This window comes from Nitrospira sp. Nam80, assembly GCF_965152575.1.
In genome coordinates this window covers 2,984,771-2,999,485 of record NZ_OZ224216.1, presented here as the reverse complement: position 1 = coordinate 2,999,485, position 14,715 = coordinate 2,984,771, and the positions used below count along the sequence as shown (strand labels likewise).

At 55.8% G+C, this 14,715-nt stretch carries 11 protein-coding genes and 1 tRNA gene; 9 read left to right on the top strand and 3 right to left on the bottom strand.

Features of this window, described 5'->3' with window-relative positions:
• Window positions 1–9: 9 nt before the first annotated feature.
• The 6 genes from ACWGXE_RS14005 (at window position 10) to ACWGXE_RS13980 (ending at window position 8,198) form a co-directional block, all read left to right on the top strand.
• A complete protein-coding gene (locus tag ACWGXE_RS14005; protein ID WP_447598431.1) occupies window positions 10–2,202 on the top strand; it encodes a tetratricopeptide repeat protein in 2,193 nt (730 codons plus the stop codon).
• Window positions 2,203–2,204: 2 nt separating this feature from the next.
• A complete protein-coding gene (gene xrtW / locus ACWGXE_RS14000) occupies window positions 2,205–3,803 on the top strand; it encodes an exosortase W (RefSeq protein WP_447598430.1) in 1,599 nt (532 codons plus the stop codon).
• A gap of 2 nt (window positions 3,804–3,805) precedes the next feature.
• The gene (locus tag ACWGXE_RS13995) at window positions 3,806–4,927 is read left to right on the top strand and encodes a GNAT family N-acetyltransferase (protein ID WP_447598428.1); all 1,122 of its coding nucleotides are present in this window, start codon (window positions 3,806–3,808) and stop codon (window positions 4,925–4,927) included.
• Window positions 4,928–4,976: 49 nt separating this feature from the next.
• Window positions 4,977–5,927 (top strand): polysaccharide deacetylase family protein, encoded by a 951-nt coding sequence (locus ACWGXE_RS13990; RefSeq protein WP_447598427.1) that lies wholly within the window; start codon window positions 4,977–4,979, stop codon window positions 5,925–5,927.
• Window positions 5,928–6,308: 381 nt separating this feature from the next.
• Window positions 6,309–7,355 (top strand): endonuclease/exonuclease/phosphatase family protein, encoded by a 1,047-nt coding sequence (locus ACWGXE_RS13985; protein WP_447598426.1) that lies wholly within the window; start codon window positions 6,309–6,311, stop codon window positions 7,353–7,355.
• 378 nt (window positions 7,356–7,733) lie between these two features.
• Window positions 7,734–8,198: a hypothetical protein gene (locus ACWGXE_RS13980; RefSeq protein ID WP_447598425.1), complete on the top strand. Its 465-nt coding sequence runs from the start codon at window positions 7,734–7,736 to the stop codon at window positions 8,196–8,198.
• 1,282 nt (window positions 8,199–9,480) lie between these two features.
• Here ACWGXE_RS13980 and ACWGXE_RS13975 read toward each other — a convergent pair.
• Window positions 9,481–9,777, bottom strand: a complete 297-nt coding sequence (locus ACWGXE_RS13975; protein ID WP_447598424.1) for a YdhR family protein — start codon at window positions 9,775–9,777, stop codon at window positions 9,481–9,483.
• A 388-nt stretch (window positions 9,778–10,165) separates the two neighbouring features.
• Here ACWGXE_RS13975 and ACWGXE_RS13970 point away from each other — a divergent pair, with 388 nt between their 5' ends.
• Complete coding sequence (locus ACWGXE_RS13970; protein ID WP_447598423.1) at window positions 10,166–10,489, top strand: hypothetical protein; 324 nt, start codon at window positions 10,166–10,168, stop codon at window positions 10,487–10,489.
• 1,010 nt (window positions 10,490–11,499) lie between these two features.
• Here ACWGXE_RS13970 and ACWGXE_RS13965 read toward each other — a convergent pair.
• A complete protein-coding gene (locus ACWGXE_RS13965) occupies window positions 11,500–11,901 on the bottom strand; it encodes a hypothetical protein (protein WP_447598422.1) in 402 nt (133 codons plus the stop codon).
• Between the two features lie 626 nt (window positions 11,902–12,527).
• Between ACWGXE_RS13965 and ACWGXE_RS13960 the strand changes: the two genes are divergently transcribed.
• Window positions 12,528–12,794 carry a hypothetical protein gene (locus ACWGXE_RS13960; protein ID WP_447598421.1) on the top strand — a complete coding sequence of 89 codons (267 nt, stop codon included), beginning with the start codon at window positions 12,528–12,530 and terminating at the stop codon, window positions 12,792–12,794.
• A gap of 482 nt (window positions 12,795–13,276) precedes the next feature.
• Entirely contained in the window at window positions 13,277–14,311 is a 1,035-nt protein-coding gene (locus ACWGXE_RS13955; protein ID WP_447598420.1) for an IS481 family transposase, read from the top strand.
• A 211-nt stretch (window positions 14,312–14,522) separates the two neighbouring features.
• Here the strand turns inward: ACWGXE_RS13955 and ACWGXE_RS13950 are convergent.
• Window positions 14,523–14,598: transfer RNA gene (locus ACWGXE_RS13950), tRNA-Met, on the bottom strand.
• Window positions 14,599–14,715 lie beyond the last annotated feature (117 nt).

The window sequence follows — 14,715 nt, the reverse complement described above, 5'->3', positions numbered from 1 at the left end:
TGAGGCTCTGTGAGCCACAAGCTTGATAAATCGATGCGTCCCTCGGCGCGATATTGGGTGGTGCTTTCTCTGAGTGCCGTCTTGTGGTCCTGTACGTCATCGGGTGAGCAGCAGGCCGCCCAGCATGTGGAACGAGGTGACCGGTATGCCGAGCAGCGGAAGTACGCGGAGGCCGTCATTGAGTATAAGAATGCGGCGCGGGCGGCGCCGAATGATGCCGCCATCCATTGGAAACTTGCCCGTGCCGCGCTGACCGTGCGAGATGGTCAAACCTCCATTGCCGAACTCCAGCGAGTCATGGCGATCGACCCCTCCCATATCGACGCGAAAGACCTGTTGGGACAGATGTACCTCGCAACCGGAAAAATCGGGGAGGCGGCTCGGATCGCGGAACGGTTGACGGCGGAACATGGAGACCGCGCAACCGGCTATATCCTTCAGGGTCGCCTAGCGGCCGGACAAGGGGATATTGCGTCCGCCATCGCCCGTTTCGAGGAAGCGGTGCGACGAGATCCAACCGCGTTCGAAACAATGATGACCTTGGGCCATCTGTATTTCCTTCAGCAGAGCCCCGTCCAGGCGCTGTCCTGGTATGACCGTGCCGTGAAGACCAATCCCGATTCGATCGAAGCGTATGTGGCGCGAGGGAATTATTTTTTTGCGGCAGGGCGTCCGGCTGACGGTGAAAGGGATTTCGATCGGGCGATTGCGCTCAGCAAAGAGGCGCAGGATACGCGCCTGGCTATTGCGGTTCACCATCTGACGCAAGGCCGACCGGACCGCGCGGAGAAAGAATTGACCGCCCTCGCGGAGGAAACAAAATCCCGGAAAGCTCGTGCCCTGCTGGCCGAATTGAAGCTGGAATTAGGGAAAGTCGCCGAAGCCCAGCCCCTTGTGGCGGCCGTGCTGCAGCATGGGGAGCAGGGCTCCGCCGCCCTCTATCTGAAAGGACGTCTTGCGCTGGCCGAGCAGAAGCGCGTGGAGGCCCGAACTCTCTTCGAGAGGGTCGTCAAGCGTGAGCCCGGCATGGCGGCGGCACACTTGTATCTCGGGGTACTCGATCTCGTGGAGGGACGCCGCGTCGCGGGTGAAGAGCAGCTGCGTGAAGCGGTGAAGCTCGATCCGGCGACGGTCAAGGCACATCTTGTACTGGCCGAGCTGTATCTGAGAGAGAACTCCTTTGCGAAGGCGGAGCAGGAGGCGTTTGAGATCCTGCGCCGTAATCCGGCTCATGTTCAGGCAGCCGTTCTGTATGCGGATTCCTTTTTGCTTCGGGATGATTGGGGGAAGGCCGAAGCGGTCTATTCAGCGATTCTGACACAGCTTCCGCAAGACTCCATTGGTCCGGCCAAAATGGCGCTGCTCAAACAACGACAAGGGTTGTCATCGCAGGCAGCGGCGCTGTTTGGTGAGGCGGTCAAACGGAGCCCGGCCGATCATGGGCTCATGTCCGAATATCTGCTTGCGTTGATCGCGGCCGGACAACAAGAGAAAGCCGGACGCTTGCTCAGAGACTATCTCCGCAAGGGGCCTCAAGACCCGGTCCGCTGGGAAGTCGCCGGTCGATTTCATATTGCGGCGCGGCATCCTGCCCAGGCTGAAGAAGCGTTACTAAAGGCGGCGGTCTTGGCGCCTTCCGATTCACGGCCGACCTATCAATTGGCACAATTGTATATTTCACAGAAGAGGACGGCGGCAGCCGAGGCGGCCCTCCGTAAGGCACTCCGGCAAGATGACGCCTTTGAGGCCGCTCATACCTCGCTGGGCCTTTTGTTGGCATCGGTAGGACGTATGGAAGAGGCCAATGCCGAGTATCGGCGAGCGCTTGAACTCAGACCGACAAATTATGTGGCGGCGAACAACCTCGCCGCGAGTCTGGTCGATCAGGATGCGAACCTGGATGAAGCCTTGCGGTATGGCCGGCTGGCTATTACTGCCGCCCCCAATTCTCCGGCGGTTCAAGATACCGTGGGATGGATTTATTTCAAGAAGGGACTCTTTGATGAGGCGTATCCACTCTTGACCGCGGCCGTCGGCGGGCTCGGTGATAATCCGGCGGTTCGATATCACTATGCCATGATCTTGGCGCGACGAGGTGAAAAGGTCTCGGCAGCAACCGAACTGGAAGCAGCCTTGTCCCTTTCGAAAACCTTTCCCGGCGCCAAGGAAGCGGCCACCACATTGGCTCAGTTGCGCGAATAGACATGCCCACATTCGACAATCCATTTGTTGAACCAGTCTCACGGGATTCTTCAGAGACGGCCGCGACATTTCGTAGGGTGTTGCCTCGCGAGCGAGGGAGCGATAACCGCCTTTGGTTCTATGCCGTTCTCCTTGGTGTTGCCTTGTTTGTCTTATATGTGCCGGTCTTCAGAGAGCTCTGGGACCTTTGGATGACTCGTGAAGACTATTCCCACGGGTTCTTGATTCCTCTCATGAGTCTCTATCTGACCAAAACCAAGTGGCCGGACCTCGCCGAACTTCCCATCAAGCCGGCGCCCGTTCCTGGATCGGGCTTGGTTCTTTTGTCATTGGCCGCCCTATTTGTTGGGATTGCCGGCGGCGTCATCACGCTCAGCAGCGTGTCGTTCATTGGAATGCTGGCGGGATTAATGCTGGTATTATTCGGCCGCCCCTGCCTAAAAGCCTTAGCGTTTCCGATTATCTACCTCACGTTCATGACACCGGTCTTGGATGTGGTCGTGGAGCCGTTGCATCAGCCGCTGCAAGCCCTGGCCGCGAAAGTAGTGAGCCTGTTGTTCCAGTCGGCGGGTGTGCCGATCTATCTCGACGGCACCTTCATTCATTTTCCGAACGGCGTGCTCGAGGTGGCTGTTCAATGCAGCGGGGCGGGGTATTTGATCGCGGTCCTCGCGATCGGATTGCCGCTGGCTTCAGTCGCTCTGTGCCGGTGGCGGAGCAGACTCGTGCTCATCATGATGGCGCTTCTTATCAGCGTCGTGGCCAACTGGGCGAGAGTGGCACTGATCGGCATGATTGGATACCTCTGGGGCTGGGGCCCGCAAGTGCATGGGCCTTTCCATATCCTGCAAGGCATGTTGGTGTATTGGATCGGATTCGGCGGCCTCTTCGTATGCGCGTGGACCTTGTCGAAAATGGAACAAGGGACAATCGTGCCGGCCGGTCGCCCCGGAGTCTCGGTCCCACGCAAGGTTCCCGCGTGGCAAAGCTGGAGGCGCCAGTGGCGGCTGCTTCTAGCCATATTGTTGCCGGCGATCGTCTATCTCTATGGCTATGATCGCGGTCCGGTGGCCGCGAAAGAATCTTTCGCGACCTTTCCATCGACCATCGGTGAATGGGCCGCCGACGGACCAGAGAGAGGATCGCCGCTCGTGAAGATTGCCGGGGCTGATCACGAAGTGATCCGGACATATCGAAAGGCCGGCGGCTCGGCCGTTCGCCTGTACATCGCGTATCTCGATTCCCAAATGCAGGGCAAAGAACTGGTGAGCTATCTAACGGCGCCGCTCCATCGGAGGGTGACCGCAACGACGATGAGGATCGGCACGCATCACCGGACGGTGAATATCGGATTCGCGGAGGAACACGGAGTCCGCACGCCGATTCTGTTTTGGTATTCCGTCAACGGCCGGTCTATTGCCGACCGTTACGAAGCGAAAGCGGCGACGATTGGCCAAGCGCTCAGGCACGAAGGGTCGAATGGCGCGTTGGTTCTGATTTGCGGAGAACCTCACGCAAGCAATAAAGAGGCCATAGCTGATGAGGTTGAGGCATTCGCGCGGGCGCTGTTTCCCGTGATTCAGCGCTACGTGGCGGAATGACTATGTCTCGTGAATTCTCGGTTCGTGTCATCGGCAGCGTGGACGAATTCAGCCGGCTTGCATCAGAATGGACCGATCTCTTGCACCGGTCCGGACCTCACGGAATTTTTCTGACGTGGGAATGGCTGTACCGATGGGCGAGGCGGTTCCTCGGCGGTAATCGTCTCTGGATTCTCATCGTCGTGGATGACGGCGATCATGTGCGCGGGATCGCGCCGTTCTACATCCGGTCGGTTCGATTCGATTCCGTCGCACGGTATCGGGAGATCGCATTTCTCGGCACGGAGGAAGTGTGCTCCTCGTATTTGGATATTATTGCCGAGCCAACGGACAAGCAAATGGTGTGGCGCCGCCTCTACCGTTTCTTGTTCCAGGAGGCTGCGAACGCATGGGATGTGCTCACGCTGGAAGAGATTCCGGCTGAATCGTCAAGCGTCGATATCCTTAGAGAATGTTTTGAGGCGGCGGGCAAAGTCATCGATATGACACGAAGCACCTGTTGCCCCATCCTCCATCTTCCGCGTTCGTGCGTCGAATATCGACGCACATTGAGCGCCAATCGCCGCTACAACCTGCAACGGAAGCAGAAAGCACTGCAACGGCTCGGTCCGGTGTCGTATCGCCATATCCAAAATGGACCGGAGTTGAGTCAGGCGTTTGACGCAATCATTGCGCTTCATGAGACCAAATGGATGAGCGCCGGTAGAGGCGGAGGAGCGTTCAGCCGTGAGCGTTTCCGCGCTTTCAATTACGATATCGTGAGCTCCTTCGAGAACACAGGATGGCTGAGTCTGAGCCTGCTTACCCTCGATGATCGGCCGATCGCCGGCATTTACGGCTTCATCTACGAGGGGACGTACTATTTCTATTTGCCAGGATGCGATCCCACGGCGGCGCCTCATGCCAGCCCCGGGATGCTGTTACTTGCCCATCGCATCGAACAGGCTATCGAAGAAGGCGACGACCACTTCGACTTCTTGCAAGGACGAGCCGATTACAAAGAGCGCTGGGCTGACGATATCAGGCGATCCGTCACAATGCGCGCTTATAACCGCCATGGCCGAGCTCTTCTACTCAAGGTCATCGAGAGCGCGAAGCAGGCCGTCAAAATCCTCGTGAGGTAGAGAGCTGGAAATCGTCGTCACCATCGATGCGGAGGAGGATCAGTGGGGTGTGCCTTCGGGGATCCCAAGCGTCACCAATATACAGCAGGTGCCGGCACTCCAAATCTTGTTGAACGACCATCATGTTGTGCCGACTTATTTGCTCACGTATCCGGTGGCGAACGACGAGAAGGCGGTGGCGGTCTTTCGGGAATTGCTGGATGCGGGACAATGCGAGATCGGAATGCACTGCCATCCTTGGACCACCCCGCCTCGTGAGGAGGCGCTGAATCGCCACAATAGCATGCTGTGCAATCTGCCTCAGACGCTGCAAATGGAGAAGTTAAAACGGCTGCACGAGATGATTCAACGGCGCTTCGACCGAGCGCCACTGGCTTTTCGAAGTGGGCGATGGGGGTTCGGCCGTGAAGCAGCCGGCATCCTCGCCGGGCTGGGATGCCGGATCGATACCTCCATCACCCCATACACCTCTTGGACGGCATCAGGGGGGCCGGATTTTTCAGCTTACTCGCCCCATGCATTTGCTTTTTCGCGCGGGGACTTTTCAAGGAACGATCCCAACGGAGACATGTTTGAAGTGCCTGTGACGATCGGGTATGTCGGCGGGAGCTTTGCGCGCTGTCACCGACTGCATCGACAACTCATACAGCCGCCGTTTCAGCATTTGCGCATGGCCGGCTTGTTGGGAAGACTGGGATTTCTGCGCAGAGTCTGGCTGTCGCCGGAACGAGAAACCCCGGCTCGGCTGATCAGACTCCTGCGCCAGTCGATGCGGGAAGGCTGCAAGATCCTCAATCTATTCTTTCATTCCCCGTCTCTGCAAATCGGCTGCACGCCATTTGTGCGCACCGGGAGGGAGAAGAATCGTTTTATGACAGCACTGCGCACAGTGTTGGAATTTTGCCGCAACCACGGTATCAGACCGGTGTCGTTGTCGGACGCAGCGGAGCGGGTGGCCGAAAGGATACCTGACTCACATGGCCGGCAGGTCCTGAGCTAGCCCAGCCGCCAGCGTTTCAGTATAACGAGCCCTGCCAATTCGGAGCCAATAAGTAGGAGCACGCTTGGTTCCGGCGCCGACGCAGATAGAACTAAATCAAACCTGCCGATTCCGGCAACTACAAGGCTTTCGACGAAAAGACGAATCTCGGTAAATCCGGCGAAGGCTATGTCGGTATAGTAAGCCTAGCCAGATGCCCAGGCTTATAGAGCGAACAGTTTTGAGGCAGAGGAGGCGGGGCTCAAGGTGATCGACCGTTGTGCATCCTCAATGGACGAGCTATTATCACAGTGACATCTGCTCGAAGGGTGTCGGAGACCAGCCGCAATTTTAGAAGATCGACTCTGACCGATTACGGCCACGCATGGAGCAAGAACTCATATGAAGCGTTTAGCTTTCGCCGTTATCGCCCTTGGTTTAGTCTGTTCCGGGTGCGCTTCAAAGCGGTCGCAGGAACCCGTGGCGGACTGTCCCGATATCGCCACGACGGGACGGCTCAATGTGCTGACGCTTAACACACTTTACGATGCGCCGGCATCGATGCGGCAGAAAGCATGGAACGACATCGCCGAGTTTGCCGCGGTTAACAAGATCCATGTGCTCATGCTGCAAGAAGCAGTGTTGAGCGATGTCGACCGTATTCAAAAACTCTTGGGCACCTCGGACAGTGCCCGCGACCTGCAGCGGGCATTGAATGAACGGAGCTCGGAGCCGTATGAATTGCGGGTTGCCTGGGAAACCGGCGTTCCGCTGGTGCTGACCACCGCCAACGCGATTCTGAGCCGCTGCGATGTCACGCGGCATTTCGCGGCATTTCTTCCTGTCGAATCCGAAGAAGCATTTGAAGGGATTGACCTCAAAATCACGCGCAATGTTCAAGTCGCGCAGATGAGCCTGCCCGGATATGGCACTCTCCATGTCTATAACACGCACTTCTGCGCCGCCTGTTCGAGCGAATCGTTGGAGCGGCAGGTTCGCGCAGTGCTCGAGTTCGTCGAGCGCGTCGAAGGTAAAGCAGCCGGCAGCCATGTAATCCTCGGTGGGGATCTGAACCTGGACCTCGCAAAGGGGGCAGCCGAACAGGCGGTATACGAGATCATCACACGAGCCGGATTTCGCGACGTGTATGCGGAATACCGAAGAGCTCAAATCGGCGACGCCCCTGACACTCTATGCTGGAATGGAAAGGCCGACATCCACTGCACCGATGGCGTGAGCCCGTTACAGGGCTTAATCGCTCAGCGAACCGGCGCCGCTTTCTCCAAGCCTGCGCGAATTGATTATCTCTTCCTTCGCGACGCCGATGCCGTGCACCTGAGTCGAGTAGTCTTCAATCCCGGGAATACAGCAACTGGTCCAATCGATCCATCCGAGCCCGCGGTGTCCGACCACAGCGGCGTCTTGGCGGAAATTACATTGAGCCGCTGATCGGGATCAAAAGAATTATGACCAGCGGCACACTATTTGTTCACTCCGTATAAGGCGCGGAGCACGTTAAGCCGAAAAAGCGGGTCCGCTTAGAGCCCATGGAGGCGATGGTATGTGTTGTCTGTTATCAGCCGATATGATCGAAGAACTTCAGGGGCAGGACCATTAGAACCAGCCATCTATCCGTCGTCTTAGGTTGATCTCTGGGCATCTAGCGGGAGACCGCGCCTACGCCCGGCATAGCGGCGACTAGATGGCCAAGCCGACGACGCACAGACGTGTCTGGAAGGAACCGCCCTATTCAGGCCGCTTTCCTGTTTGATAGAGTGAGCATGAGAGTGAACCTACCACAAGTGATCGTGACAACGAAGGTCTGCCGTGAAGCTCATTGTCTATAGTGAGGTTGTATTTGCCACGGTTGTTTTAGGCAGCGCAACGGCTGGAACCTTCTTGACCATGTCTGATGAGGATGTTTTTCATCAACACGACAATCGGGTGTTCAGGTCAACGGCCTGCACCAAGGATCACAGGCCTGTCGAAGCGCTCTACTATATTGCCGCCAGCCGGTCCGACATGGCGCGGGGGACGCCATCGCCGTCGTCACAGTTAATGAACGAAGAAGTTGACAAGAATTGGCGACACATAGCATCTCGGCTGACCGGTGATCAAATCACGGAAGAACGCTTCGCTGGCCTCTATCATTCAATCCTCAGCGAAACCATTCCTTTGCTGCAGCAAGCAGTTGAACAGAGTAGCGGCGTGACTATTTCCGTTTCCGAAATAAACAGCAGGGCGATGGACCCGGCAAAGGACAAGGACGTCCCTGCCTGCGGTTCACAGTAGGTTTCGGCGGCGATCTGCCCGACCGGTGTGGCGTCGCGAGAGACCAACCCCGTATCAATCTCAAGCCGGTTCATTACGCTATGCGCGTCCGAGGAGGTCATATGTGCTCGCTTCTCTGTCTGGGACTAGTTGCGATAGTGTGTTCGTCGTGCATGGCATTGGACCATGAAACGAAACGGACCGATCGCAAGACAAGTTCTGTTGGAAGAATAGAAGCGTTTACGAAAGAAATGATGAAAACTGTGAACGACGCATCCACGGATGTCTCGCCGGTTCTTACTGCCATAGGAAAGGAACTATTAGTCGAAGCGAAGGCGGATCTGACGAACGTCGCTGAACAGCTACGGCGGCAAATGATCAGACCTTTGCCGGGAAGAGAGTCCCGTCCGCGACAGGCGCCTAGCGGCAAGGAATAGTGTCCAGTGAACTTCTCGTTGACAGGCTTGCCGGCTGGTGAAAACTGGCTCACTGGCATCGGCGGGAATTTCAAACTCTCGGTGGCCCAAGCGCAAGTGAGTACCGCGAAACCGAGCCGCTTGGCCGTCACGAGTTTGGGGGTGGCATGACTGATCATCTGGCACCGCAACCTTGGAGCTCGTCAGACTCATTGAAGGCCATCACTGCGGTTCATTCATAGTCGCAATAGCACAGTGAGTCATCTTGAAGAGTCTTCCACGAAGGGTCGGCCCCTCCATCATATGCCCCTCGGCAATATGCTCCAATGTCCTTTGGCTGTATCCTTTCAGATAAACCTCGGACCAATTTCAGATACACATGGCTCATGGACCCCATTCGCATGTGCGTGGTTGTATCGCAAAGACCGAAATAAAGTTTGATCGGCTTGAGATCCCGTTACGGTACATGTCTTGCCCGTCTCATCGCCTAGCGATGCCGAACCCAGGAACCTGTGAGGGGAACGGAGGCAGAGGCCATGTGCTCTATGTCGGGGACAGCGAAATCCGACACTACCGCCGAGTTCGAGAACTGGGCAACATAGGTGCTTGGCGGGGAGACAAAGGCACAAGTCTATCGTCAAAAATAATAGCATCGTCCCTCCTCCGTCTGGATGATCGGTGAAGGGACATTGTGACTCGGTGTTTAGAGGACTTGTCAGTTCGGTGACTTTTGGACTGATACCATCGGCGCTGACACCCCCGCCTTCCTGTGCGGTTCAGGTACCGCGTTTTACGGTCTTTATCTAATGAAGCCGGGGGAGGCTTGATCCGGTTCGCCGTCGAAAACACCTCATCAGTCTTTTTTGAAATGCATAAGACTGTCACTGCTACCGAGAATGGTTCTCCACCAAAGTGGCAATTTGCACGAAGGCAATGGCAGGACGTATCCGGTAAAGAGCTGTTACCTTGTCAAGTAGCTCATCGGTGAAGAATGCTCTGGCTGCTTCCTCGGAGTCCCAAATATAGAAATTGGTTGCTTCACGCGCGCTAGGATTCACCGTGAAGACCTTGGAGCGCAGCCCCGGCATCCCCTCGAACCGTCCTCGCGCTGTCTCGGCGATCTTTCGGATGGCGTCCTCATCGAAATTGTCCCCGTAGCTAAAGGTAACAAATACGCCGATCATGTCGGACTCCTTTCGTCACAGACGTTAGCGGATATAAACGGCACAATGTTTGTCCCCAACGATACGTCCGGTGAACCGACTGTCTAACTCGTTGCCCGCTAGGGCGATAGGTCATTGCTTCATCTTCATCTTCGGCGATTCTTCCACGGGGCACCCTTGCGACGACATGGCCCCGGCTTCCTGTGCGGGTATTGGTACCGAGTGTACGCTTCGCAAAAAATAAAAAAAGCCTGAATTGCGTGACCGACATATCTGACGCTTTTGGCGGCGAGTCAGCCCGCTGTTAATTGTTGTTATGCTGTGCTGCCGAATGTTTTTGACCCACGTTATTGTTGTTGTTATAAGAGCTGGATGATGGCACTAACAATTAGCAAGGAGTTACCCAACAATGCGAAGTGTCCAAAGGAACAATGACGACAAGCGGTCGGGGCGCACGGCGGGGAAAGTCAAAGTTTCCCGAAATGACGTTGTGACCCCGCGGACACCAGTGGAGGAGAAAGAACGCCTGCTCACGCAGGACAAAAAGCAGTCCCCGTCGTCCCCAACGCGAGCCGTCTTGTCCGATGATGAATTCAGAGCCCGGATCGCCTACAAAGCCTACGAACTTTACCAAAAACGCCAAGCTCTCACAGAGAAAGACGATTGGTTGGAGGCCGAACGTCTGGTGCGTCTCGAGCTCCTTAATGAAGAACATGGAGCTGGGTCCGTGTAGTCGCCAACCGGGTTGAACGTAAGCCGACAGGGGAGTGGCAAGAGTCGTTTCTCTGTCGGGCTTTCTAACTTCCCTTACATTCAGAGCAATACCGCGGCCTGCGCTTTACAAAGACCATGTCCGCCTGATCCACCGCGTCGCAACCGGCCACAGAAGAACAGAAACCACAACGGGAAGCGCCTAATGGCGAAAAATAGTCGGCGCCTCCCAGCAATCCCTTGCAGGATCAAACGAAAGCGGCGAAAAAGAGCGGACATGAGAGCCTGGCTTAGCTGCATGGAATTTGCGGTATGTGTCGCGGTTCGGCGGTGACATAAGGAATAATTTCGGGCACGCCTTAAGCTCGCCTCTTGACACAACGGCATATATGGACGGTTCTGTTGCCTTCGAGCTTTTTTTGGAAAAACCAAAGAAGGAGAAAGTCACGCGAGAATCGCTCGATGTTAAAGTTCTTTTTCCCCGAGACCTCGGCGTAGCCCGGCATAAAGGGACGAATAATCACATGTAGGACGATCGAATAAATGTGAAAGCTAGAACTTAATCTGACGGTCAGGTAGAGTCCTCCCTCTTTCGAAAGGAGCGAGGACAATGATGGAGTAGACCAGCTGGAAGCGGGTTGTCGTCATCAAAACTGAATTTCTTTAGAAAAATCGGAATGATGTTACGCTTCAAACGGATTGCATGTTCTATTTCTTGACGGAACTAATCTTTAGGATCGCATCCTTCGATCGAACCAGGACCAAGAGCGACCATAAAATGCGCCCCGGTAGTCAAGGGGGGAATACTAGAAATTGCCATGCTGGAATCAAATAGGGTTCCACTGTACGGCGAATGCGCCTCCTGGCGCAGCCAACTGCTTAAAGGAAACTTAGGTAAAGCTCATTCATGCCGCGCTAACCTTTCAGTGAAGCGGTGAGCCAAGCAGGATCGAAGACAGGAAAGTGTCCGCTGCATCCAGGAGTGCTTCTACTTCAGGGCAAAGATAAATCTGTGACGGGCAAGCGGGGCGATCAGGAATGTGACTGTGAGGACTCCGCTTTTCCCTCATAGTAACCTGAAATGTGTTCGTACACCTCAGGCGGAAATTTTAGATCCTTGTAGACGTTACAGGCGTCTGGATCTTCGGGATTCGGGCAGATAGGGAAGTTCTGTTCCTTTTGCCATTCAAGGATGCGTTCACGCCGGGGCGGGCTGTAGTCCTTGCCCTGAACTTGAAGATACAGCGAACGGGCTTCGTGTTCGGTGATGCCGGGGTTCTGTTGGAGCAGGGTGATAAGTTCGGATTCTGACAAGAAATGCCGGGCCACCATCGCGAGCACGAGCCGTCCATAGTGGCCGATGTCCTTTTTTGTTTGGAGGCTATCGATGAGATGAGCCATCATGCCTTTTTGCTTGAGTGTTTCAACTGACATAAACGCTCCAGTTAGAAATGAGCAGAGATTAATGTGAGGTACAGGTGATCCGCCTGCGACGGGCTACGAAATCGCGTATGACGGTCTTGCAGTCGGGACAAAGGCCCTCGTGTAAAGGTTGCCGCTGATCACAGATCCGGCACGGGCGCGTACCGATTCGCAATTTATAGAGACGACGCTGAATAAAGCCAACCATGGCGTATCTATGACATGAAACTCTGTCAATGTGTGCTCAGGATACCCCTAGACATTGATCGCTTGGCCGCTTTGCCAAAGCGTGGCAATGCCCACGAATCGTAAACAGGCACTTCCTCTCCGAAAGTGCGACGTAACTACCCCCTTTTCACCAAGGAAAGGCATTCACGCATGAACTCCTCACGCCCATACGGGGGATTAGGCAGAAGTGTCTCGTTGCACGTGCTAATAAGCAGGGGCGGACGGGTCTCATCCGTCTGAAGGACCTAGACCAATTTATCCAGAGAATAGAACGGCAGGTCCCACAAGTGGATCTAAACAAGCTGGTGGACGAGACGTTCCGCGACATCATTGGTGTCAAAGAAGTGCGTTGACAGTTGAAAGGAGGCGCGCATGGCGGTACGGGTCGGAAGGCGAGACGATAAGCCTGGATGGTCGTCTTTATCAACTATCGAGGCAAACGTACTAAGAAGTGCTTCGGTGAGGGCAAACAGGGCAAGAATGCGGCGAATCTGTTCGCGGAAAAGCTCAGCGCACGACTGAAATGGGCGGAAACCGGCGGTGAGCCGATTGTGCTGTCGGAGCCGGACAATAAAATGCCCACGGCAGGGGCGTACCTTTCGGATTGGCTCCAGGTGTACGCGCAACCGCACCGCATTGTAAAGCGTCCACGTTCCGGGGTTACAAGCGGGCAGTAGAGAAGCATCAGGACCGCCGGGCACGCATTCAGCCTTGCTGACGCGTGAGGAAGTCCGGGCGTTGCTGCAAACGGCAGCGGAACACTACACGGTGTCATATCCCGTGCTGCTCTGCGCTCAGGGCGGGACTACGACCGGTGAACTCATAGGGCCCAATGGGGTGACGTAGATTTTCACGGGCGGTTCATCGAGATTCGGCATGGTGTGGTGTTGGTCAGGAGACGACCACGAAATTTCAGGAGATCCGCCGCGTGGAAATGAGCCAGCACTGCAGGATACCTTAAAGCGCCTGAAGGAGGTTCGGCAGCTCAATGCTATGTCACAGGGGAGGCCAATGGAGCCCTATGTGTTCTCTCACCTAAAAAGTGACGGTGGGATGAGCGGAACCTGCGCCGAGGGTGGTATCGCTGTTTAGCTGTGAAAGCTAGAACTTAAACTGACAGTCAGGTAGAGTCCTCCCTCTTTCGAAAGGAGCGAGGACAATGACGACGGAGCAGAAGATCATCAAGGCCAAAGTCGGCGTGTTGGAACTGGCGAAGCAGCTCGGTAATGTCTCCAAAGCCTGTCAGCTGATGGGGTATAGCCGAGATAGTTTCTATCGGTTCAAAGAACTCTACGACACGGGCGGCGAGGCCGCCCTCCAAGAGATTTCGCGACAGAAACCCCTCCTCAAGAATCGGGTGGCGCCTGAAGTGGAGCAGGTGATTGTGCAGATGGCCATTGAGCAGCCGGCTTGGGGGCAGGCCCGCGTGGCCAATGAACTGCGCAAGCAGGCCCTGACGATTTCCCCGGCGGGCGTGCGATGCATCTGGCTCCGCCATGATCTCGAAACGATGCGGAAACGATTGAAGGCGCTGGAAGCGAAGGTGGCGCAAGAAGGTCTGGTGCTCACCGATGCGCAAGTGGTGGCGCTCGAGAAGGCCACCGCGGATAAAGAAGCGCACGGGGAATTCGAGAGCGCATGTCCCGGCTACTGCGGCGCGCAGGACACGTTCTACGTCGGGACGTTGAAGGGCGTGGGCCGGATCTATCAACAGACCTTCATCGATACCTACAGCAAAGTCGGCTTTGCCAAGCTATACGACCGAAAGACGCCGGTGACGGCCGCGGAATTGCTCAATGACCGAGTCTTGCCGTTTTTCGAGCAGCACGACATTCCGCTGAACCGTGTGCTCACCGATCGTGGCACGGAATACTGTGGCGCGCCGGAGCGCCATGAGTACGAATTGTACCTTGCCGTGGAGAACATTGATCACACGCGCACCAAGACGCGGCATCCCCAGACCAACGGGATCTGTGAGCGGTTCCACAAAACGATGTTGAACGAGTTCTACCGCGTAGCGTTCCGGAAGAAGATCTATCAGACGCTGGAGGAACTCCAGGCCGACCTGGATGCATGGATACAGGAGTACAACGAGCAGCGCCCTCATCAGGGCCGCTGGTGCTATGGCAAGACGCCCATGCACACCTTCGTCGACAGTGTGCCGCTGGCCAAGGAGAAAATGTTAGCGGCCTAAACCCGGTGAGGACTCGCTGTCTGTCAGATGAAGTCTTGAGTTATACAGTTTAGAAAAGGCGGAGATTCGGTCTGTGCGCTTCCACGATCTGCGGCATACGTTGATCTTGTTGCTTATCGAGCCAGGAGCCCATCGAAATACATCTTAGCACCCCCCCGCGCACCCTCCTGTGGATAGCGCGGAGCAGCGAGTCATAAGTTGTTGAATGGTTTGGTGGCGGTGACCCGGATCGAACGGGTGACCCGCGGCTTATGAGTCCGCTGCTCTGCCAACTGAGCTACACCGCCGCATCATTGATGTTAACATCACCTTATACCATATACCATCACGACAAGGACGCCGTAAAGCTCCCGGCTTATTGCACAGCGGTCGGGGCCGGACGGTAAGGCCTCCTTTCTAGGAAG

What these genes read in the sequence shown, in the direction of transcription:
- xrtW (WP_447598430.1), top strand. Translation starts at nt 2,205, where the DNA reads ATGCCCACATTCGACAATCCATTTGTTGAACCAGTCTCACGGGATTCT.
- ACWGXE_RS13995 (WP_447598428.1), top strand. Translation starts at nt 3,806, where the DNA reads ATGTCTCGTGAATTCTCGGTTCGTGTCATCGGCAGCGTGGACGAATTC.
- ACWGXE_RS13985 (WP_447598426.1), top strand. Translation starts at nt 6,309, where the DNA reads ATGAAGCGTTTAGCTTTCGCCGTTATCGCCCTTGGTTTAGTCTGTTCC.
- ACWGXE_RS13975 (WP_447598424.1), bottom strand. Translation starts at nt 9,777, where the DNA reads ATGATCGGCGTATTTGTTACCTTTAGCTACGGGGACAATTTCGATGAG.
- ACWGXE_RS13970 (WP_447598423.1), top strand. Translation starts at nt 10,166, where the DNA reads ATGCGAAGTGTCCAAAGGAACAATGACGACAAGCGGTCGGGGCGCACG.
- ACWGXE_RS13965 (WP_447598422.1), bottom strand. Translation starts at nt 11,901, where the DNA reads ATGTCAGTTGAAACACTCAAGCAAAAAGGCATGATGGCTCATCTCATC.
- ACWGXE_RS13960 (WP_447598421.1), top strand. Translation starts at nt 12,528, where the DNA reads ATGGTCGTCTTTATCAACTATCGAGGCAAACGTACTAAGAAGTGCTTC.
- ACWGXE_RS13955 (WP_447598420.1), top strand. Translation starts at nt 13,277, where the DNA reads ATGACGACGGAGCAGAAGATCATCAAGGCCAAAGTCGGCGTGTTGGAA.